This is a genomic window from Spirosoma sp. (assembly GCF_026391055.1).
Classification (GTDB): Bacteria; Bacteroidota; Bacteroidia; order Cytophagales; family Spirosomataceae; genus Spirosoma.
The window spans coordinates 65,115-87,765 of record NZ_JAPLET010000015.1 but is presented as its reverse complement, the minus strand read 5'-3'; the positions used below and the strand labels follow the sequence as shown (position 1 = coordinate 87,765).

14 protein-coding genes are annotated in these 22,651 nt (G+C 51.1%); 5 read left to right on the top strand and 9 right to left on the bottom strand.

Annotated elements, in window-relative coordinates:
• Positions 1 to 86: 86 nt before the first annotated feature.
• Positions 87 to 3,257, bottom strand: a complete 3,171-nt coding sequence (locus tag NT073_RS06040) for a cyclic nucleotide-binding domain-containing protein (RefSeq protein WP_297370293.1) — start codon at positions 3,255 to 3,257, stop codon at positions 87 to 89.
• Positions 3,258 to 3,618: 361 nt separating this feature from the next.
• Here NT073_RS06040 and NT073_RS06035 point away from each other — a divergent pair, with 361 nt between their 5' ends.
• The 3 genes from NT073_RS06035 to odhB all read left to right on the top strand — a co-directional run bounded on the left by NT073_RS06035 (position 3,619) and on the right by odhB (position 10,050).
• The gene (locus tag NT073_RS06035) at positions 3,619 to 5,247 is read left to right on the top strand and encodes a SulP family inorganic anion transporter (RefSeq protein WP_297370290.1); all 1,629 of its coding nucleotides are present in this window, start codon (positions 3,619 to 3,621) and stop codon (positions 5,245 to 5,247) included.
• 282 nt (positions 5,248 to 5,529) lie between these two features.
• Positions 5,530 to 8,328 carry a 2-oxoglutarate dehydrogenase E1 component gene (locus NT073_RS06030; RefSeq protein ID WP_297370287.1) on the top strand — a complete coding sequence of 933 codons (2,799 nt, stop codon included), beginning with the start codon at positions 5,530 to 5,532 and terminating at the stop codon, positions 8,326 to 8,328.
• 99 nt (positions 8,329 to 8,427) lie between these two features.
• Entirely contained in the window at positions 8,428 to 10,050 is a 1,623-nt protein-coding gene (gene odhB, locus NT073_RS06025; RefSeq protein WP_297370284.1) for a 2-oxoglutarate dehydrogenase complex dihydrolipoyllysine-residue succinyltransferase, read from the top strand.
• A gap of 81 nt (positions 10,051 to 10,131) precedes the next feature.
• On the opposite strand, the gene gpmI is transcribed toward odhB, so the two are convergent.
• The 4 genes from gpmI to eno form a co-directional block, all read right to left on the bottom strand.
• Positions 10,132 to 11,709 carry a 2,3-bisphosphoglycerate-independent phosphoglycerate mutase gene (gene gpmI / locus NT073_RS06020; protein WP_297370281.1) on the bottom strand — a complete coding sequence of 526 codons (1,578 nt, stop codon included), beginning with the start codon at positions 11,707 to 11,709 and terminating at the stop codon, positions 10,132 to 10,134.
• A gap of 53 nt (positions 11,710 to 11,762) precedes the next feature.
• Positions 11,763 to 12,281, bottom strand: a complete 519-nt coding sequence (locus NT073_RS06015) for a low molecular weight protein-tyrosine-phosphatase (RefSeq protein ID WP_297370278.1) — start codon at positions 12,279 to 12,281, stop codon at positions 11,763 to 11,765.
• Positions 12,282 to 12,378: 97 nt separating this feature from the next.
• Positions 12,379 to 12,690: a hypothetical protein gene (locus NT073_RS06010; RefSeq protein ID WP_012929509.1), complete on the bottom strand. Its 312-nt coding sequence runs from the start codon at positions 12,688 to 12,690 to the stop codon at positions 12,379 to 12,381.
• A 76-nt stretch (positions 12,691 to 12,766) separates the two neighbouring features.
• Positions 12,767 to 14,047 carry a phosphopyruvate hydratase gene (gene eno, locus NT073_RS06005; RefSeq protein ID WP_012929510.1) on the bottom strand — a complete coding sequence of 427 codons (1,281 nt, stop codon included), beginning with the start codon at positions 14,045 to 14,047 and terminating at the stop codon, positions 12,767 to 12,769.
• 261 nt (positions 14,048 to 14,308) lie between these two features.
• Here eno and NT073_RS06000 point away from each other — a divergent pair, with 261 nt between their 5' ends.
• A complete protein-coding gene (locus tag NT073_RS06000; RefSeq protein WP_297370275.1) occupies positions 14,309 to 14,815 on the top strand; it encodes a hypothetical protein in 507 nt (168 codons plus the stop codon).
• A gap of 176 nt (positions 14,816 to 14,991) precedes the next feature.
• Positions 14,992 to 16,086 (top strand): recombinase RecA, encoded by a 1,095-nt coding sequence (recA, locus tag NT073_RS05995; protein ID WP_297370272.1) that lies wholly within the window; start codon positions 14,992 to 14,994, stop codon positions 16,084 to 16,086.
• Between the two features lie 80 nt (positions 16,087 to 16,166).
• Here the strand turns inward: recA and NT073_RS05990 are convergent, their stop codons facing one another.
• From NT073_RS05990 to uvrA, 4 genes are all read right to left on the bottom strand, one after another.
• Complete coding sequence (locus NT073_RS05990) at positions 16,167 to 17,453, bottom strand: citrate synthase (RefSeq protein WP_297370269.1); 1,287 nt, start codon at positions 17,451 to 17,453, stop codon at positions 16,167 to 16,169.
• Positions 17,454 to 17,732: 279 nt separating this feature from the next.
• The gene (locus tag NT073_RS05985; RefSeq protein WP_297370266.1) at positions 17,733 to 19,007 is read right to left on the bottom strand and encodes an amidohydrolase family protein; all 1,275 of its coding nucleotides are present in this window, start codon (positions 19,005 to 19,007) and stop codon (positions 17,733 to 17,735) included.
• Positions 19,008 to 19,278: 271 nt separating this feature from the next.
• A complete protein-coding gene (locus tag NT073_RS05980) occupies positions 19,279 to 19,671 on the bottom strand; it encodes a hypothetical protein (RefSeq protein ID WP_297370264.1) in 393 nt (130 codons plus the stop codon).
• Positions 19,672 to 19,727: 56 nt separating this feature from the next.
• Positions 19,728 to 22,634 carry an excinuclease ABC subunit UvrA gene (gene uvrA / locus NT073_RS05975; RefSeq protein ID WP_297370262.1) on the bottom strand — a complete coding sequence of 969 codons (2,907 nt, stop codon included), beginning with the start codon at positions 22,632 to 22,634 and terminating at the stop codon, positions 19,728 to 19,730.
• Between the last annotated feature and the right edge of the window lie 17 nt (positions 22,635 to 22,651).

The window sequence follows — 22,651 nt, the reverse complement described above, 5'->3', positions numbered from 1 at the left end:
GAATGGAAATCGTATAAACCCCAGGGGTCGCCACAACGACCTATATGAACGCAGCCTTATTCCCAAGTGCCTGAACTACGCAGTATCTACTGCGGTGTTGTAGCCCGGTTTGACAGCAATTCGTTCTGCCGCCGAATACGCCCTGACAAGCTTTTAACAATACTACGAAGAACCTCGCTCCGTTCTTCCATTAGGTCGTAAAAATCATCCTGGTCAATACGCAGCAGCCGAACATCGGTAATAGCTTCTGCCGTAGCGGAGCGGGCTTCGGTATCCAGTAGCGCCAGTTCGCCAAAGAAGTCGCCCCGCCCAAAGCGAGCCAGTTCGGTATCGCCATCCAGAATAGCCACTTCGCCGGTATAGATAACGTACATGCCCGTACCCAGATCGCCCTTACGGAAAATGGATACACCGGACTGATGTTCCTCTTCTTTCATAATTGGCGTGATACTCGCCAGTACATTCTCGGGCGTTTGGGAAAAGAGACTGGCCTGGGATAATAGCAGTACCCGGTCGTAGGCTGAAATCTGCTCGGTAGAATGAGGGGCGTGCGACATAAGCAAAGGAGATAAAGTACCAAAACGGGATTCTAAAGATTGCCGGGCCAGCAAAGCCTCTGCCGGTGGCAATGTACGCAGCACAACATCGACCGTCCAGGATGAAAAAGTGGTTTCACCCATCCGCAACACAAACGCCCAGATGGGTTCCTGGTCGTCGAAAGGGCCTAGTTCTGCATCGAGAATACGATTTTTCTCGGTGCGGGGCAGATCATCTACGAGTACCTGAAGCGTTTGGTAGGTAGCTCGTGGAATCAGGTTATCCAGCATTTCGAGCGAGTTGGCCCGCCGTTCGCGGGCAGGATGTCCAATACCCATGCGAGCCCCGGCAATAGTTTCAGAATCGTAAAGCTGCATCAGCACATCGAATAGCCGCTGTAGCAGTACCGATAGTTCATAATCCAGCGTCTTGGTTAGGGCTGTATCCGTCAAACTCCCGTGCAGGATCCGCTGGGCCAGTAACACCTCTTCCTGCATGACCACGCGAAAAAGTGCGTCGTCTTCGGGTTCGTTCGGGAACCGGCGCAAGGCCCGGAGGGCGGCACTCCGCACCAATACATCGGGTTGCTGCGCCAGCCCATTGAGCAAATGGCGGCTCTCCGGCGTAGGTATAGCTCCGCAAACGGCCGCTATACGTTCCAGCATGAGTCGATCTGTAGTCGACTGCCGCACCTGGCGCAGGGCTGCAATGGTTTCGCTTCCGCGAGCTTTCAGTGCCTGGGTAACGGCTCGCCCGATGGTCTTATGGGTAAGGTTATCCAGTAAATACCGAGTCAGATTGGTACTGGGCAAATGACCTGCCGTATTGATAGCGGCCTTTCGTACATCGGCATTCGGGCTCTCCAGCCTATCGCTAACCAGCGCGGCAAAGCTGGTCAGTCTAAGGGTAGCTATGAGGGATAAAGCTATTTGCTGAAGAACAACGTCCGCAGCGGTGGCCAGTTTATTCAGGGCCGCCAGAGCCGCCGTATCGTGTGGGTTTAATTCCAGCACCCCCTTGATAGCACCCTGCCGGATAGAGAGATCGGTGTGATTGATAAGCGGGGCCAGTTCAGCGGCTTCTGCATTTATGCGTCGTCCCAACAGGTAGGCTGCTTGCTGACGTAAGGCCGGGTCATCGTCCGTCAGGGCAATGTGCGTAACCTGACGAACGGGCAGGGGCTGCTTCATCCGGGCCGCTGCGGCCAGCGTTCTTCGGCGAATACTGGCGCTGGTATGCGTAAGCAGCGAAGGGATTTGCCGGCTTAGCTCATCCGGATTATGCGCATCCAGCCAGCTAATTGCCGTTAGTACGTCGCCGGGTCGGTTACTTTGCAACTGCCTTACCAGACTGGCCTGCGCTACCGTTGGCATTGCCAGTTGATCGCTTTCCAGAAAGCGTCGGCCAATAGCATCCGTCAACTCATGCAGGTACCGTTTGTAGGTGTGGCGCAGCAGCCAGATCGCACCCGCCAGAAGTAAAATCCATACCAGTACGCCACCCGATTCGAGCGTTGTATGCAAAACATAAATGAGCAGACCGGCCACACCTAAGCCAATGGGTTCGTATAAACCTTTGGCCAGTGTATGCCCTTTCAGTCGCTGGGGAGGCAACAATGGCTGAAATAAGACGAGAAATACGGGATCGAACAGCGCCCGGCGAGCTACCTCAAAGAGCAGATATAAGCCACAGAAGTAAATCAGCAAGACGGTTTCATTGGTGGTAAAATAGCGCAGTCCAATTAAGCCAATTAGGCCCGTCAAGGCCAGCCAGGGCAATACCAGCAACGAACGCTGTATCCCAAATCGGTCGAGCACCTGCCTCGACATCAGCAATTTAACCAGCATAGCTACTCCGTACGTCAACGCCAGTACATAGCTCACGTAGCGGATAACATCCGTTTGGTCGTGAAAGCGGTGCTTGACATTAATAAAGAAGTTGTATTCGATCTCGGTTGCCACAGCGGCCAGAACGGCCATACTCAGGCACATGTAGAAGATTAGTTCACTCCCGCCGAACCGCTTGCCAATTAATCGAGACGGCTCCCGGCGTGCGACCCGGTCGGCTCCCTGTGGCGCGTGTACATCGTGCGACTGAATGGTTAACTGAAGAATATAAAGTGCTGCCAGAAAGGACCCGAAAGCAACCAGCAACAACCGCAACACATCGGCATGGGCATGTACCAGAGCCGCCAGGATAGCGCCTATGGCTTTGGCGGGCATATCGCCGGAGCTGATCACGCCAAATAAACGCTTACTCTGACGCGTATCGAATACAACGGCCGAAACGCCCCAGAATTCGAGGTTGGTAAGCAGATAAATAATTCGATAGCCCGTCATGATGGCTACAGCCGCCATAATGGAATGCCCAACAACGACCAGAATACCCACCACAATCGTCATCACAACAGCCGCGATCAACACCCGAACGGCCAGACTGCGTAAAGCTAAGTGATGCTCAAAGTAGCCATAGATCTGACCAATGCCGATCATGGCTACCGCCGAGGCTATATAGGCAATAGGGAGACTTGTATCAGGTTGATTCTCAAGCAGAATTGCATTGGCTGCTACATAAATGAGAATAGTGCCGATGCCAAGCAAAAAGTTATGAATGAAAAATAACCCCACCGTTCGGCTTTCCTCCGGCCGGATGCCTAACGCACGATGCCATCGCTGAGGAGTAGAAACAGGTTGAGAAGTAGAATCTGCACCAGCAATCATAAGCGGGATTTACAACGCAATTTACCGTCAAATATACACACCGCTGAATGAGAAGCGGGTAAGTAATCCGTTAATTTAAGTCGTTCCATAAGCTTAAAATACCTTAAGTTGTTATTAATAACAGAACCTATCAATGTATATACGTTAGTCAATATTAGATAGCTCACATTTTCTATAGAATTACATATAAAGTACAAAATGTAAAATAATATTTCCTATAATTCATATTATCCAAATAATTATAAGATTTTATCCACTTTTTCATATCATTAATCGTATTTTAATCTTTGCTTAATAGCAGCTTAATATGGGTTGTCGAACGTTGTCATATCTTAAACCTTGAACGTAACTGATAACCTAAATGGAAGCACAAGTTAAACCTATTATTCACGTCGTTCCGGCGAAAGGTCTTGCCGGGTTGAAAGAAAATTGGCAGTCCGATTTATTATCGGGGTTCCTGGTTTCGCTGATTGCTTTGCCACTTAGTCTTGGTATCGCATCAGCCAGTAACTTTCCGCCAATTATGGGCGTGTTGACAGCCATTGTCGGTGGGTTGATCGTTGCGTTTTTTGCCGGCTCAGAGCCAACAATTAAAGGTCCCGCAGCTGGATTGATTGTGATTGTGGCCGGTTGCGTGGAAGAATTAGGAAAGGGTGACCTCGAACTGGGCTGGAAACTGACCCTAGGTGTTATCATAGCAGCCGGCGTCCTGCAAGTCGTTATGGGCATGCTGAAAGTAGCCAAACTAGCCGACTTTTTTCCGCTGTCGGCCGTTCATGGTATGCTGGCAGCCATCGGGATCATCATCATGTCGAAGCAGATTCACCTGGCCGTTGGTATCGCCCCATCCGAACTAAAGGGCAAAGAGCCGCTCGAACTGCTGGCAATGGTGCCCCACAGTCTCAGCCATATGGAGTGGCACGTAGCGGTGATCGGGCTCGTCAGCCTCATTATTCTGTTTAGCTGGCCGACCATCAAAAGCAAAGCGATCAAGCAAGTCCCTCCCGCGCTGGTTGTTTTGGTAGTAGCCATTGCCCTAGGATTATACTTCCACCTGTCTGATACAAAACTATACAGCGCCATTAAACCACTGGTCAATCCCGGCGAGTTTAAGCTGTCGTACAATGCAAACTTTGGAGCCTGGTCGGGCGACATGCTGCCCGTCGCCCTGAAATACCTCGCCATGTTCACTATCATTGGCTCGCTGGAGTCGCTGCTGACGGGTAAGGCCATCGACCTGCTTGACCCATACAAGCGTAAATCGAATTTAAGCAAGGATTTAACAGCGGTTGGTATTGGCAACATGGTATCAGCAACCCTCGGCGGTCTGCCAATGATTTCGGAAGTAGCCCGTTCGTCGGCTAACCTGACTAATGGGGGCAAAACTCGCTGGGCTAACTTCTTTCACGGCGGTTTCCTGCTGCTTTTTGTGGTGGCTCTTGTTCCGCTCATCAAACTTGTTCCGGTAGCGGCACTGGCGGCCATCCTGATTGCCGTTGGATTCCGGCTGGCTGCTCCCAAAGAGTTTCGCCATATGCGCCACATCGGGGCTGAACAGTTGATTGTATTTGTGATTACAATTATAGCTACACTGGCTACTGACTTGTTGATAGGCATTGCGGTGGGCATTGCGGCAAAATTTGTTATCCAACTGGCACTCGGCCTGCCGGTCAAATACCTTTTCAACCCCCAGCAGGAGCTTGTTTCCGAAGGATCTCACCATACACTGACCATCACCGGAGCCGCTGTATTTACCAATTACCTATCGATCAAAAAGCAATTGGACACCATCCCACAGGAGGCTGGTCAGCACGTCACGGTCGACTTACACCAGGCCCGGTTCGTAGACCATACCGTTATGGAAAACCTACATAATTACGAGCGAGATTTTCAGCTGGCGGGTGGCGAGTTCCACGTCATTAACCTCGATGAGCACCAACCCATGTCGACGCATCCGCTGGCGGCCCGTCGAAAAAAAATGGCCATTTAACAGCCTATTCTTCATTGTACAAAAGCCGTCCCTAATGGATGGCTTTTTGTTTAGGTAAAAATCCGTTTTCTTACCGTCGCGCTGAACCTATAACGCACTATATGGTTTCATTTGTAGTTCTTTGTTTAGAACTTAATTTTTGCAAAAAATTCAACTTTTCAGGTCGTTGTTCACATAAACGGACGGCTATTAGCAGTTGGTAGGATAAAATCAATAAATTTTGGGCCAACTCTGTAGCTGATACGCTACCTTTGCGGGTCAAAACAACGACGCGCCCCCGTCATGGATCAGTACTCATATATAGCCAACTCCGACGCGGCTTACGTAGATCAACTTTACCAGTCTTATAAACAAGACCCACAGACAGTTGACGAAAGCTGGCAGCAATTTTTTAAAGGGTTTGAGTTTTCACTCACCTACGGTGAAAAAGCCAATGGAAACGGTACCGGCACACAGGCCGAGCCAGGTAAAAGCAATGGTACAGCTCTAAACGGCTCATCCGGCAACGGACAGGCCACGGCCAAACCAGTCGATGCCACCCACGCCGAAAAGGAAGTCTCGGTTGCCAGTTTGATCAAGGCATACCGGTCACGTGGTCACCTGCTGGCGAAAACTAATCCGCTCCGTGAACGCAAAGACCGGCAACCCCGCGTCGATTTGCCCGATTACGCCCTATCTGAAGCCGATCTGGATACGGTATTCGAGTCAGGCAAACTGCTCGGAATCGGACCGGCTACGCTGCGCGTTATTATGGATTCGCTGCGAAAAATCTATGCCGGTGAAATTGGATTTGAGTATATGTACATCCGCGAGCTGGATGTAAAAAACTGGCTGCGCAATAAGATTGAGAAAGAAGCGCTCGTTTTCATGCCTACCCTGGATGAGAAAAAGCGTATTCTCGAAAAACTAAACGAAGCTACCGTTTTCGAAAACTTCCTCGCTACGAAATACCTCGGTCAGAAGCGTTTTTCGCTGGAAGGTGGTGAAGTAACGATTCCAGCTCTGGATACTATTATCAGCCAGGCGGCCGATATGGGCGTTGAAGAGGTAATGATCGGTATGGCGCACCGCGGACGGCTTAACGTACTGGCCAATATTCTGGGCAAGTCGTATGAGTCGATATTTGATGGCTTCGAAGGCAATGTACCCGATCAGGTACACGGCGATGGTGACGTAAAATACCACCTCGGCTATTCGAGCCTGACCGAAACTAAATCGGGCAAGCAGATCAGCGTGAAGCTGGCCCCTAACCCATCGCACCTGGAAGCGGTCAACCCCGTTGTTGAAGGCTTTGTACGGGCGCAGGCTGACGAAGAATACCGGGGTGATTTCACCAAGATCATGCCGATCCTGATCCACGGCGATGCAGCCGTTGCCGGTCAGGGTATTGTTTATGAGGTGACACAAATGGCGAAACTGGCGGGTTATACAACCGGCGGTACAGTTCATTTTGTTATCAACAACCAGATTGGTTTCACTACCGATTTCGAAGACGCCCGTTCGTCTATTTATTGCTCAGACATTGCCAAAATCATCGACGCGCCTATTTTCCACGTCAACGGCGATGATCCTGAAGCAGTTATTTTCTGCGCCAAACTAGCGGTAGAGTTCCGGGAGAAATTCAACCGGGACGTGTTTATCGACATGGTCTGCTATCGTCGCTACGGCCACAATGAAGCCGACGAGCCGAAGTTCACGCAGCCAACGATGTACAACATCATCGACAAGCATCAGAACCCGCGCGAAATCTACAAAGACCTGCTCATCAAGCGGGGCGACGTAGATGCTGAACTGGCGCAACGCATGGACACGGAGTTCAAGAAGCAGTTGCAGGACCGGCTCGACCGCGTCAAGCAAAAAGCCGAAATACCATACAAGCCACTCCGGCTGGACCTCGACTGGTCCGAACTTCGTTTCAGCGAACCATCAGACTTCGACAAGTCGCCCGAAACGGGAGTACCGGCCGAAACGTTGCAAACCATTGGCAACGCGCTGGTGAAATTACCGGAAGGCTTCAAGCCGCTGAAGCAAATAGATAAGCTTCTGAAAGACCGGCAAACGATGCTCAACGACACCAAAATGGTGAACTGGGGTACGGCCGAACTGCTGGCCTATGGCTCGCTGCTGCTCGAAGGCAGAGCTGTTCGGCTGAGTGGTCAGGATGTGCAGCGGGGTACGTTCTCGCACCGTCATGCCGTGCTGCATGATTCCGAAACGAATGCCTCGTACTCGTCACTGGACTACATTCAGGATGGTCAGCAGAAATTCCAGATATATAACTCCTTGCTGTCGGAATATGGCGTGCTTGGTTTTGAATATGGTTATGCCATGGCAAATCCGCATGCGCTGGTAATCTGGGAAGCCCAATTCGGCGATTTCTCGAATGGTGCCCAGCTCATCATCGACCAGTTTATTGCTGCTGCCGAGTCGAAATGGGGTATTCAGAATGGCGTAACGATGTTGCTTCCCCACGGCTACGAAGGCCAGGGGCCGGAGCACTCCAACGCCCGTCCTGAGCGTTATCTGCAACTCTATGCAGAATACAACATGGTGGTGGCTAATATCACGACGCCCGCTAACCTGTTCCACGTTATGCGTCGACAGTTGGCCTGGGCATTCCGGAAACCGCTGGTCATCATGTCGCCCAAGTCGTTGCTTCGCCATCCGAAATGTATTTCCCCGCTGGAAGACCTTACCAAAGGATCGTTCCAGGAAATTATCGACGATAGCTACGCACAGGCGAAAAAGGTGAAGCGTGTACTACTTTGCACAGGTAAAGTCTATTACGACTTACTCGACAAGCAGCAGGCCGATCAGCGCGACGACGTGGCCATTGTACGTATTGAACAGTTGGCTCCGCTTTCCAAAACGCAATTGAACGCCGTGTTGGAGAAGTACAAAAAAGCCGAAATCTTCTGGGTACAGGAAGAGCCGGAAAACATGGGCTACTGGACGTACCTGCTACGGATTGGGTTGAACTACCCGATTATTTCGCGGAAAGCTTCGGCTTCACCCGCTACCGGCTACCCAAAAATACATTCTCAGGAACAAGCCGATATCGTTCGAAGAGCGTTTGAATAAAAATTAGTCGGTAAGTCAGTTAGTCGACAAGTCAGTTAATAGCTGATGGTCTGTCAACTTACTGACTTACCGACTTACTGACTTACCGACTAAAACATTATGGCCGTTGACATGAAAATCCCTCCCGTGGGGGAATCCATTACCGAAGTAACTGTTGGTACCTGGTATAAAAAAGAAGGTGACCACGTAAAAATGGACGATGTGCTCTGCGGGCTCGACTCCGACAAGGCGACGTTCGAACTTACTGCTGAAGCCGATGGCGTTCTGCACATTCTGGCACAGGAGGGCGATGTGCTGCCCATTGGAGCCAGCATTTGCACCATCGACAGCGATGGCAGCGCTCCGGCACCTGCCCCGGCGGCCGAGCCAGCTAAAGCTGAAGCTCCGGCACCGGCAACACCCGCACCCCAGCCTACTCCGGCGATGCAGTCGGTAACGGAACCCGCACAGGCAGCAGTAGCCGCTCCCGCAGCAGCTACCAGTGTCATCGAAATGAAAGTTCCGGCCGTTGGCGAATCTGTTACGGAAGTGACGATTGCCTCGTGGAGCAAAAAAGATGGTGATCAGGTTGCTCTCGACGAAGTTCTCTGCGAATTGGAATCCGATAAGGCCACATTTGAACTCCCGGCAGAAGCTGCCGGTACACTCCGTATCGTAGCTCAGGCTGGTGAAACGCTGCCTATCGGCGCGTTGATCGCAAAAATAGAAGTTGGTGCCTCTGCTGCTGCTCCGGCCGCTGCTCCCGCGCCACAACCTGCTGCGAGTGCCCCCGCTGCCGAAGCATCAGCCACCGGTCAGAACGGTACTAGCTATGCAGCAAATTACCCGTCGCCAGCAGCCGCTAAGATTCTGGACGAGAAAGGCGTTAATGCGCAACAAGTTCAGGGTACCGGCGTTGGCGGACGTATTACGAAAGAAGATGCCATGAAAGCATCACCGGCACCGGCTCCGGCACCTCAGCCAGCAGCGGCTAAACCTGCAGCTCCGGCACCAGCGCCGGCGGCCCCTGCCGTACCGGGCAGCCGCAACCAGCGTCGCGAAAAAATGACGTCACTCCGCCGGACAATCGCTCGCCGGTTAGTAGCCGTTAAGAATGAGACAGCTATGTTGACTACCTTCAACGAGGTGGACATGAAGCCGATCATGGACCTGCGGAATAAGTTTAAAGATAAGTTTAAAGAGAAAAACGGTGTAGGGCTTGGCTTTATGTCGTTCTTCACGAAGGCTGTTTGTATTGCACTAAAAGATTTCCCGGCGGTAAACGCCCAAATCGACGGCGATCAGATGGTATTCAACGATTTCTGCGACATTTCAATTGCCGTTTCGTCGGATCGGGGGCTTGTTGTTCCCGTTATCCGGAATGCCGAGCAGCTGAGTTTCGCACAAATTGAGAAAGAAGTCGTTCGTTTGGCGGGTCTGGCTCGTGAAAACAAGCTGACCATCGAGCAAATGACGGGTGGTACGTTCACCATCACCAATGGCGGTACATTCGGGTCTATGCTCTCGACGCCGATTATCAACGCCCCCCAGTCGGCGATTCTGGGTATGCACAACATTGTTGAGCGTGCGGTAGTCGTCAACGGCGAAATCGTTATCCGCCCGATCATGTACGTAGCGCTTTCGTACGATCACCGCATCATCGACGGTAAAGAATCGGTTAGCTTCCTGGTTCGCGTCAAGCAAATTCTGGAAGATCCAACCCGGATTCTGTTCGATATGTAATTGAATCGTTTTATAATTAAAAAGGCCGCGCTGAAATTTCAGCGCGGCCTTTTTAATTATGCCTTACGGGGACGGGCGGTACTACTTAACAATCAAGCTCACGCCACCCATTTCGGCGGGTTGCGGGATGCCCATCAATTCCAGAATTGTGGGGGCGATGTCAGCCAGTTTACCGTCTTTCAACGACGGGTGATAGTCTTTGTCGATTAAAATACACGGCACTAAGTTCGTTGTGTGGGCGGTATTTGGCGTGCCATCGTCATTAGTCATGAACTCGGCATTACCGTGGTCAGCAATGATGATCGTCGTGTAGCCATGAGCCAGCGCGGCTTCTGTTACGGCCTGGGCACAGGAATCAGCTGTTTCGGCGGCAATCTTCACTGCTTCGAATACACCCGTGTGCCCTACCATGTCGGTATTGGCAAAGTTCAGGCAGATGAAATCCGGCTCTTCACTTTCCAGCTCCGGGATAATCGCATCACGAATGTCGTAAGCGGCCATTTCCGGCTTTTGATCGTAAGTCTTAACCGGAATGGTTGTCTCCACGCCGTTTGCATCGCGAACGACCATCTCTTTCGGCGATGGGCACAGCAGGCGTTTCTCTCCGGCGAAGGGCTCTTCACGACCACCCGAGAAGAAGAACGTAACGTGGGGATACTTCTCGGTCTCGGCAATGCGAATCTGCTTCCGACCGGCTCCGGCGACGACCTCACCGAGTGTATTTTGTAGGTTATCTTTATCGAAAATGACTTTTACGTTCTCAAACTCGCTGTCGTAATTCGTCATCGTGATGTATTCCAGCGACAGTTTTTTCATATCCTGCTCCGGAAAATCCTTCTGGGTCAGCGCCTGGGTAATTTCGCGGCCCCGGTCGGTGCGGAAGTTGAAGCACAGCACCACGTCGCCATTCTCGATCACCGCTACCGGCGAACCGTCGGCGTTAGCGACAATAAGCGGCTTAATAAACTCGTCTGTCACGCCCGCATCGTACGACGACTGTAACGACTGCGATATATCGGCAGCAGCAATTTTTGTGCCTTCGCCTTTTACCATGGCATCGTAGGCAATTTTAACCCGCTCCCAGCGATTATCACGATCCATCGCATAATAACGGCCAATGACAGTAGCAATTTGGCCCGTCGATACGGCCATATGAGCCTGTAGATCGGTCAAGTAGCCGACTCCCCCTTTAGGATCAGTATCGCGGCCGTCGGTAAAGGCATGCACGAACACGTCGGTCAGGCCGTGGGCTTGCGCAATTGACAGCAGCCCCTTCACGTGCTCAATGTGGGCATGAACACCTCCATCCGATACAAGACCGATAAAATGTACTTTTTTACCGTTTGTTTTCGCGTAATTCAGTGCATTAACCAGTACCGGCTCGTTGTCGAGCGTGTGCTCGTCAACGGCTTTGTTAACTTTTACCAAATCCTGATAAACGACCCGGCCCGCACCCAGATTCATGTGCCCTACTTCGGAATTACCCATCTGTCCGGCCGGAAGCCCAACGGCCAGCCCGGAAGCCTCCAACGTACTGTGAGGGTATTTGGGGTATAACGAATTCATGAAGGGTGTATTGGCCGCTTCAATAGCCGACACTTCGGGCTTCAGCGGAATACCCCAGCCGTCGAGAATGATGAGAATTACTTTTTTGTCCATAAAAAGTGAAAGAGTAAAAGAGCGGAAGAATGACATTGTGAAAGCCATGCGGCTCATTTGTTCACGCTGTCGCTCTTTCGCTCAGTCAAGTTATGTTGCTGCACTAAATAGGTAAGTAGCTGACGACAGCATCGGAGGGTAATCTGGTAAACCTCTTCGAAGACTTCCGGTCCTTCGTAATAAGGGTCCGGCACGTTGGGCTGGTCGTTTACGTCCGGATCGAACTCACGGAGTAAAAAAATGGTATCGGCCGTATGCAGGCCTGTGCTCCGGTAATTCAGCTTTTCAATGGCTTCCAGATTCATCTCGTCCATTGCCACGAAATAATCGAACAGGGCCAGATCTTCGCCGATTAGCCGTCGAGCGCGGTGAGTGAGCGTAAGGCCATGTTCGAGTGCGTTTTCGCGGGTACGACGGTCGGGGAGTTGACCGATGTGAAACGAAGCCGTTCCCGCCGAATCGGTCTGAATCTGCTCATCAAGCCCGGCTTCAGCGACCAGCGTTCTGAACACGCCCTCCGCCACCGGCGACCGGCATATGTTGCCGTAACAAACGAAGAGAACGTTTAGCATACCTAAAACCAGGAAATGAGTAATGAATAATGGATAACGAATAATGCAGAACGAGTCAGGCTCCGGCCACTATTCATTATCCATTTTGTATTATTCATTATTTTTCTAACTGTTCATTCTGCTCATCGACGATGACGAACACATCTTCTCCCGGTTTCTTCATCAGGTATTTTTCGCGGGCAAATTTCTCACGAAGGCGGTCGTTGCCGAGCACTTCCCGGCGTTCGGTTTGTACAGCTTTGATTTTCTCCTGATAATAAGCTGCGTCGCCATCGAGCTTTCGGAGCTGCCACCAGTTGCGTATCTGTGTTGGCAGGTCGTTAGCATCGAAAAAAGTCATCCACACCAGCAACCCCAGGCCGGTAGCGACATAGAAATTGCGAACGAAGCGGAGAAGACGATTTAGCATAAGAATGAATAATGTATAACGAATAATGTACAATGAACAGACAGGTACTTATCCATTGACATTATTCGTTATACATTTAAAACTTAAGACCTGGGAAGTAAGCGTTTTCACCCAGTTCCTCTTCGATGCGCAGTAACTGGTTGTATTTCGCCATCCGGTCCGAACGCGAGGCCGAACCCGTCTTGATCTGGCCCGTGTTGAGTGCTACCGCCAGGTCAGCGATGGTGGCATCTTCAGTTTCGCCCGAACGGTGCGACATGATGTTCTTGTACGAGTTGCGCTTCGCCAGGTTAACAGTATCGATCGTTTCGGTCAGCGAACCGATCTGGTTCACTTTTACCAGAATTGCATTGGCAATTCCTTTATCGATACCTTCCTGCAAACGAGTTACGTTAGTTACGAACAGGTCGTCGCCAACCAGTTGTACGTTTGTACCTTTCAGCGCGTCGGTATGTGCTTTCCAGCCAGCCCAGTCGTCTTCAGCCATACCATCTTCAATCGAGAGAATGGGGTATTTGGTAGCCCAGTCTTTCCAGAAGCCAGCCATTTCTGACGAGGTCAGCTTGTCGCCGGTCGATTTTTTGAAATGGTACATGCCCGTTTCAGCATCGTAGAACTCCGATGTAGCGGCATCCATAGCAATCCAGACATCTTCACCCGGCCGGTAGCCAGCTTTCTCGATTGCCTGCATGATGGTTTGGATAGCTTCTTCGTTCGATTTGATGTTCGGCGCAAATCCACCTTCGTCACCTACGTTAGTGGCGAGGCCCATTTTTTTCAATACACCTTTCAGGGTATGGAAAATTTCGGTACCCATACGAAGTGCTTCCGAGAAGTTAGCTGCATTGGCAGGCATAACCATGAACTCCTGGAAGTCGATTGAGTTATCGGCATGTGAACCTCCGTTCAGGATGTTCATCATGGGTACGGGCAGGGTATTCGCATTTACACCACCGATGTAGCGGTAAAGCGGCAGGTTTGCTTCCTGCGCAGCGGCTTTGGAAGCGGCCAGCGATACGCCCAGAATGGCGTTAGCGCCTAAACGGCCTTTGTTGGGAGTACCGTCCAGCTCAAGCATAATTTTATCAATCATGCTTTGCTCAAAGACCGAAATGCCGACCAGTTCAGGATAAATCAGTTCGTTGACGTTCGAAACGGCTTTCAGTACGCCTTTACCCACATATACTTTAGGATCTTCGTCGCGGAGTTCGACAGCTTCGTGTGTGCCGGTCGATGCGCCCGATGGCACGGCGGCCCGTCCCAGAAAACCGTTTTCGGTACGGACGTCCACTTCGACAGTTGGGTTACCCCGTGAATCCAGGATTTGCCGGGCATGAATGCTTTGGATGGTACTCATTGCAAAATAATAAGAGGTGTTAACAACGAAATTTTCTATCGTTCCGGCGTACCGGGTTATCGAGTTTGACTACCAAGCTATTAGGCTTGTTAGCTAACCAGCCACAAAGTAACGAAATACAGGGCAAAACTTTAGAAAAAGGATAGCGATTGCTGCGTGACTTAATCAATAATTCATGGTCAATAGAGTCCTTAAACAGAACTTAACAGAAAATGTTGTCTATTTGTGAGCTGATCATTTGCCACTAAACAAACCATACCCATGCGAGGTCTATTATATTTTCTGTTGTTTTTATTAGTCATCTTCGGTGTTCTTTATGCACTCACCGGCTGGAGTTATAGTGATGGCGAACGGGCCGGTACGGTCTCCAAGTTCAGTCGCCGGGGTTTCCTTTTCAAAACGTATGAAGGCGTACTGAATGTAGGCGGCTTCTCGGGCGAAACTGGCTCCCTAACCCCCCAGTATTTTGATTTCTCGGTAAAAGATGATGCCGTAGCAGCTCAGGTTACGCAGGCTGTCAAAACAGGGCAGCGGGTAACCCTGCACTACGAAGAGAAGATCCTAAAATTCCCCTGGAATGGCGAAACCAAATACTACATTACAGCCGTCGAAATAGTAGGTCCGCCTACGCGCCCATACGGTGACGGTTCCGCTTATCCGGGCTATCAGCAAGGCCAGCCACAGGCGGCTCAACCCCAGCCAGCGCAGCCTCAGAATCAGCAGCCGGCAACTGCTCAACCACCCGTTATGGCAGACACCCTACGGTAAATACCCAGCCTACCATTAGCCTGTCGACTAACTTGAAAATGAGCTAGTTGACAGGCTTTTTTTGTCTGTATTATTTTACCTGAACGAAGCCTGAAAACCCCTTAACTATTTTCAAAAGTCATTTGGTAATTTGCCCATTTTTGGGTAATTTTATCTGTTTAAACAACCATCCTAACATGGCAAAATCAGATACGGCGCAAGCCACAGCATCTGCTAATGACAGTAAACTAAAAGCCCTTCAAACAACCATTGAGAAACTGGATAAAGCCTTCGGCAAAGGCACAGTTATGCGCCTTAGCGAAAGCAAAGTCGTAGACATTCCGGTTATTTCGACAGGTTCGCTTGGATTAGATCTGGCCCTTGGCATCGGCGGTATGCCCCGTGGCCGTGTTGTTGAAATCTACGGTCCTGAATCGTCGGGTAAAACAACATTAACAATGCACTGCATTGCCGAAGCGCAAAAAGCTGGCGGTCTGGCAGCTTTTATTGATGCAGAACATGCATTCGACCGGGTTTACGCAGAGAAACTAGGCATTGATACAAAAAACCTGCTTATCTCACAGCCTGACAATGGTGAACAAGCGCTTGAAATCGCTGAGCATCTAATCAGTTCCGGTGCGATTGATATTATCGTTATTGACTCCGTTGCTGCTCTTGTACCGAAAGCCGAGATCGAAGGCGAAATGGGCGAAAGTAAAATGGGTCTTCAGGCTCGTCTGATGTCGCAGGCCTTGCGGAAACTGACGGGTACGATCAATAAAACCGGTTGCTGCTGTATTTTCATCAACCAGTTGCGTGAAAAAATCGGTGTGATGTTCGGTAACCCCGAAACAACCACTGGTGGTAATGCCCTTAAATTCTATGCATCGGTTCGTCTGGATATCCGCCGTATTGGTCAAATTAAAGAAGGCGCTGATAACGTAGTTGGTAACCGCACGAAAGTGAAAGTTGTCAAGAATAAACTGGCCGCTCCTTTCAAAGTAGTTGAATTCGACATCATGTACGGTCAGGGCATTTCTAAAGTCGGCGAAATTCTCGATCTGGCCGTAGAAATGGAAATCGTCAAGAAATCAGGTTCCTGGTTTTCGTACGGCACCAGCCGTCTGGCACAAGGTCGGGATGCCGTGAAGGAACTGCTCCTCGACAACCCGGAGCTGATGGGTGAGATCGAAGGTAAAATCCGCGCGAAGATCGCCGATGATCAGGACGCCCTCCTCGATCCCGTTCTGGCAGCTACGGCTGAAGACGACGAAGGCGAAATCGACGATTAATGGTTTTGTCATAATTGAGTAAAATAAAAGGGAGCAAAATAATTTTGCTCCCTTTTATTTTACTCAATTATGACAAAACCCTAGCGGTTCTCGATTGGGACAAATTCCCGCAGGGTGGCTCCGGTATAGATCTGACGCGGCCGACCGATCGGTTCTTTCGTTTCGCGCATTTCTTTCCATTGGGCAATCCAGCCCGGCAGACGGCCGATAGCGAACAGCACCGTGAACATATTTGTGGGAATGCCCAGCGCCCGATAAATGATACCTGAATAAAAATCCACATTCGGATACAATTTGCGCGATACGAAGTACTCATCGTTCAGCGCAGCCTCTTCAAGGCCTTTGGCGATTTCAAGAACGGGATCGTTCACGCCCAGCTTAGCCAGTACATCGTCGGCAGCTTTCTTGATGATCTTGGCCCGGGGATCGAAGTTTTTGTAAACGCGGTGACCGAACCCGAACAAACGGAAGCCCGTCGTTTTGGCGTTTTTGGCCATTTCTACATACTTGGAAACATCGCCACCGTCGGCTTTGATATTTTCCAGCATTTCAATCACTTCCTGGTTGGCACCACCATGCAGCGGTCCCCACAGCGCGCTGATCCCAGCCGAAATTGACGAGTACAGGTTTGCCTGCGACGATCCAACCAGACGTACCGTTGATGTAGAGCAGTTCTGCTCATGGTCGGCATGAAGAATAAGCAGTACATTTAGCGCTTCGGCAACAACCGGATCTACTTTATACTCTTCTACCGGCAGCGCGAACATCATATTCAGGAAGTTCGGGATGTAGTCGAGATTATTTTTCGGGTAGTTAGTCGGATGGCCCATTGACCGCTTGTACGACCAGGTGGCAATGGTTGGCAATTTTGCCAGCAACCGGATAATGTGCAAGTCGGTTTTGTCCTCTTCTTTGCCGTTCTCCAGCTCAGGATAGAAGGCACTCATGGCGCTAACCATTGACGCCAATACACCCATAGGGTGAGCATTGACCGGGAAGCCGTTAAAAATCGTCCGCATGCCTTCGTTCACCAGCGTATGCCGGCGAATGGCATTTTCGAAGGTATGGTACTGCTCCTGCGTAGGCAGTTCACCATAGATCAACAGATAGGCAACTTCCAGAAACGACGCCTTGGCGGCTAAATCTTCAATTGAATACCCTCGGTATTGCAGAATGCCCTGTTCACCATCCAGGAATGTGATGGCACTTTTGGTGGCACCGGTGTTTTTATAACCACGATCTAAGGTAACGTAGCCAGTCTGATCACGAAGGTTCGAGATGTCGAAGGCTTTTTCATGTTCGGTTCCCTCTAACGTTGGAAATGAATACGTTTTACCATCGACGGTTAATTCAGCGGAGTTTGCCATACAAAAACAGGGTAGAGAATCTAGAGATAATGAGTTAGGCTTTTTTAAGCATCGGGACACCTATTCGCAGGCTGAATCTATTTTGCCGGAGCACGTAGCCCATCCTCAAACAGGAACAGAACCAACGAAACGAATCCACCGAACCATCGGTTCGGTGAGGTAAGGCCACGTCGGGCGAAATTAGTCCAAAAACCCAAACGACAGATGAAATTGTCTAAAAAAAGCCATGTTACGTTTGTATTAAGCTATAACCGAAAGTTTTTCCCATAAGTTTACCGGTCAACGCTTCGAAAAAACGCCCCCTTTCATAACCATCTGAACGCGTTGCACATCCGCAATCGTTTTTGTTGGATCACCCTGTACGGCGACTAAGTCAGCTAATAAACCGGGCCGAATGCGTCCCCGATCCGTCAATTTAAATACATCGGCGTTAATAGAGGTAACCGAACGCATAACGTCTATTGGCTTCATTCCGTAATCGACCATCAGCAAAAGTTCACGGGCGTTGTCTCCGTGACTAAATACGCCTACATCACCCCCAGCGCAAATGGTAACGCCCGCAGCCAGTGCCTGTTTGAATATGTCCCGTTTTTGCTTGAGCCGCTCGGGTTCGGGGTCCTGCCCTTTTTTCCAGCCTCGGTATTGGCTAATCGCATCGCCAGCGGCCAGTGTTGGACAAAGGGCGGTGCCATGCTGCTTCATAAGCGCAAAGATGTCGGGGGTTCCAGCATCGCCATGTTCAACGGTTTCGCAGCCGCCCAGAATAGCCCGGCGCATTCCCTCTGCCGTACTGGCATGGGCTACCACGCCCCGGCCACTGCTTCGGGCGGTTTCGACGATAAGCTTAATTTCATCGAGCGTATAGGTTGGTCGGGATTCGGCCATAAGTCCCCAGCGGTAATCGGCGTAAATCTTTATGGCATCGGCTCCTTTGCCAATCTGCCGCCGAACGGCCTGAATAAGCGCATCATGACCATCCGCTTCTTCGGCTCCCTGCGGCACGTCGATATCCGGGCTGAAGCCTTTTGGCGCGTAACTCCCGGTGGCGATAAGCGCCCGCGTTACAATCATCATGCGTGGACCGGGTATGATGCCTTTATTTATCGCCTGTTTCAGGCCGACATCGTCGTAATCGGCCCCTTCGGTACCGAGGTCACGCACGGTGGTGAAGCCCGCTTCCAGTGTTTTTTTAGCATGAACAGTGGCCCGCGCTACCCGCAGCGAGCGGGCTTCTTTCAGCACCTGATCATCCCAGGGCGTTTCGTTGTACGGATGCAGCAATAAATGCGAATGACCTTCGATCAAACCGGGCATGAGTGTTGTTCCTTTCAGATCGACAACGGTAGCCCCCGTAGCCGAAACGCTGTTCGCTGGCCCGGCGGCTTCAATTTTATCGTCTTTCACCCGCACCACCCAGCCTTCGTGCATGGTTTCGCCATCGAAGACGCGATCAGGACGGAGAAGGTACCCGACAGCATCCTGCTGTCGGCGAGATACGCTATAATTTTTCTGCCCCACCGACAGCAGGATGCTGTCGGGTACAAGCAAGAGCATAAGTAACCACTTACTCAAAGTCATTGTATTCAGGTTTTATGTAAGTCCATTCCCAATCCTGCCAGCAGTCACACAATCCAGCTTTTACCGAATTCTGTAACGTGGGTTGAACAATGTGATGAAGTTCGTTCCGGTCGCGCACGAGTCCCTCCCAGCGGTTGGATATGCGGCAGTTTCGTCCGATAAAAGTCACCGAAAGGTTCGTTCATATAAGCGTCTTTTGTACCCGACAGCATGGTTCCGGCCACCCGGCTTGCTGTCGAGCACACACCTACCGTAACCGCCGGAGCAACCCCTCTCCAAATACCAGCACCGTCAGACCCGGCAGCAGGATGGCCCCCGCCCGAAAACCGGCTCCGGTTAGCTTATATATACCCGTGTTGTATTGGGTAAAACTCTGAAACAGATAATAGGCGGATGCCGCCAGCAGGGCTACCGTAATCCCCAAGGCTACGGGCTTACTCAACTGCCCCACGGCCCAGACGATAAGCAGACACAAGCCCACTACCACCGCGACGGTTCCCAACGCTTTCGGAAATGTTTCGAGATACGAGTAGTCAAAAAAGAACACCCCAGCCTTACCAATAAGGTTGGGGTGTGCCAAGAGCCAGCCATCCAGAATGACCAGCACCAGCAATAAAACATAAAAAAAAGGGTTACGCATGAGTCTATTTTTCGCAGGTTGTTAGTACCGGCGAAGATACTAGATTTTGCCACTCCTTACCCCGCCAGTTCCATCTTCAGAAACTTACCGGTATAGCTTCCTTTAACGTCAGCAACTTTTTCAGGGGTGCCTTCGGCGATGATGTTTCCGCCTTTGTTACCACCCTCAGGCCCCAAGTCGATGAGATGGTCGGATACTTTGATAACGTCCAGGTTGTGCTCAATGATCAGTACCGTGTTGCCCTTGTCGGCGAGTTTGTTCAGCACGTCGAGCAGGTGGGAAATGTCCTGAAAATGCAGACCGGTGGTCGGTTCGTCCAGAATATAGAGGGTTTTACCCGTGTCCTTTTTTGATAGCTCTTCGGCGAGTTTGACCCGTTGGGCTTCGCCACCCGACAAGGTTGTAGCGTGTTGGCCAAGGGTAATATAGCCCAAGCCCACATCGTTCAGGGTCGTTACTTTACGCAGAATTTTGGGCTGGCTTGCGAAGAAGTCCAGCGCCTGCTCAACCGTCATATCAAGCACATCAGCAATGGATTTGCCTTTGAAGCGGACTTCCAGCGTTTCGCGATTGAAGCGTTTGCCTTTACAGGTTTCGCACATCACGTGAACATCGGGCAGAAACTCCATTTCGATCTTCTTCATACCCGCGCCCTCGCAATCTTCACAGCGGCCACCTTTCACATTGAACGAGAACCGACCGGGCTTATAACCACGAATTTTTGCTTCGGGCAGTTCGGCAAACAGGGTTCTGATTTCAGAGAACATGCCGGTATAAGTCGCCGGATTCGAGCGGGGCGTCCGGCCAATGGGCGACTGATCCACCTCGATTACTTTGTCCAGATGCTCCAGTCCTTCCACTGTTTTGAATGGTAGCGGCTCACGTTTCGACCGAAAAAAGTGTCTGTTCAGTATCGGGAACAGCGTTTCGTGAATCAGCGACGATTTACCGCTGCCCGACACGCCCGTAATGGTGACCATCCGGCCCAGCGGCAAACGAAGGGTTACATTCTTCAGGTTATGGCCCGTTGCGTTCTTGATAACCAGAAACTTGCCGTTTCCTTTTCGGCGCTCTTTCGGAACCTCGATGGCTCGTCGACCGCTCAGGTAATCGGCGGTGGTGCTGCTACCTGCAACGCCAGCATACTCGTTTTTCAAAAATTCGTTGGGCGTTCCCTGATTGACCACCTGCCCGCCATGCCGCCCAGCACCGGGACCAATATCGAGAATAAAGTCCGATTCGAGCATCATGTCCTTATCGTGCTCAACGACCAGAACAGTGTTACCCAGGTCGCGCAGGTTCTTGAGCGAGTCGATGAGTTTTACGTTGTCGCGCTGGTGCAGACCGATACTCGGCTCGTCCATGATGTAGAGCACGCCCACCAGTTGCGTCCCAATCTGGGTGGCCAGTCGGATACGCTGCGCTTCGCCACCCGAGAGCGTCCGCAACGGGCGGTCGAGGGTCAAGTAATCGAGGCCAATATCGAGCAGGAAGCCAATCCGTTTACGGATCTCTTTCAGTATCTCCTTACCAATCACATTCTGGCGGTTGGTCATCCGGTCTTCTACACCATTAAACCAGGCCGTCAGTTCAGAAATGTCCATACGGGCCAGTTCGGAGATATTTTTTTCGTCGATCTTAAAGAACAGGGATTCTTTCTTCAATCGTGCACCGTGGCATTCCGGACAGGACTTGATCACCATAAAGTCCTTGAGCCACTCCTGAATTTTGTCGGTGCTGTTCTCCTGCTGACGTTTTAGGAAGTTGACAATACCCTCGAACTTGAAGCTGTAATAGTCCTCTCCCACGTACTTTTTCGATGGTACGGTAGCCTCCTCCTCTGTTCCGTACATGAGCGCGTGGAGCAGGTCGTCGGGAAATTTGACAACGGGTGTCGTGAGATTCAGCTTGTATTTTTTCAGAATCGCTTCGATCTCCTTGAAGATCCACAACTCGCGGTATTCGCCCAGGGGGGCAATAGCGCCCCGACTAATACTCAGCGACTTATCGGGAATAACCGATTCTTCCGTTATCTCTTCAATAACGCCCAGTCCATTACAAACCGGACAGGCTCCGTATGGTGAGTTGAAGGAAAACGAGTTTGGCGAGGGTTCGTCGTAGCTGATGCCCGATTCGGGGTCCATCAGGTTCTGCGAGAAATACACCAGCTTTCCATCGGCATCCAGCATCTGCATGGCGCCCTTGCCCTGCTTCATGGCCGTCTGGATCGACTGGCTCAGCCGGTACCGGTCTTCTGTTTTTGGAACGAGCCGGTCGATAACGATCTCGATGTCGTGGATTTTGTAGCGATCGAGCTGCATCTTCGGCACAATGTCCTGCACCACGCCATCTACCCGCACTTTGGTATAGCCTGTTTTGGCAATTTGGACGAAAAGTTCGCGGTAGTGCCCTTTCCGACTTCGGATAATGGGTGCCAGCAGGGTTATTTTCTGCCCCTCGTATTGCCCCAAAATCGTGTCGATAATCTGGTCCTGCGACTGCCGTTCCATCTTCCGGCCCGTTACGTACGAATACGCTTCACCCGCCCGGGCGTAGAGCAGACGCAGAAAATCGTAAATCTCGGTGGTGGTACCCACCGTTGAGCGGGGGTTCTTGGACGTCGTTTTCTGCTCGATGGAAATCACCGGACTTAGACCGTTGATCTTGTCGACATCGGGCCGCTCCATATCGCCGATAAACGAGCGGGCGTAGGCCGAAAAGCTCTCCATGTATCGACGTTGCCCTTCGGCATAGATGGTATCGAAGGCCAGCGACGATTTGCCGCTGCCGCTGATACCCGTTACGACCACCAGCTTGTTGCGGGGAATAACGACGTCGATGTTTTTGAGATTATGTTCGCGGGCTCCCAGCACTTCAATCTGGTCGTAGCCGGTCAGGTCAATATCAGTCAGACCGGCCTGGCGCTCGGTCGTTTTTTCTTCTGTCACGTTCGGTTGGCTCATTCTAAACAACAACGTAA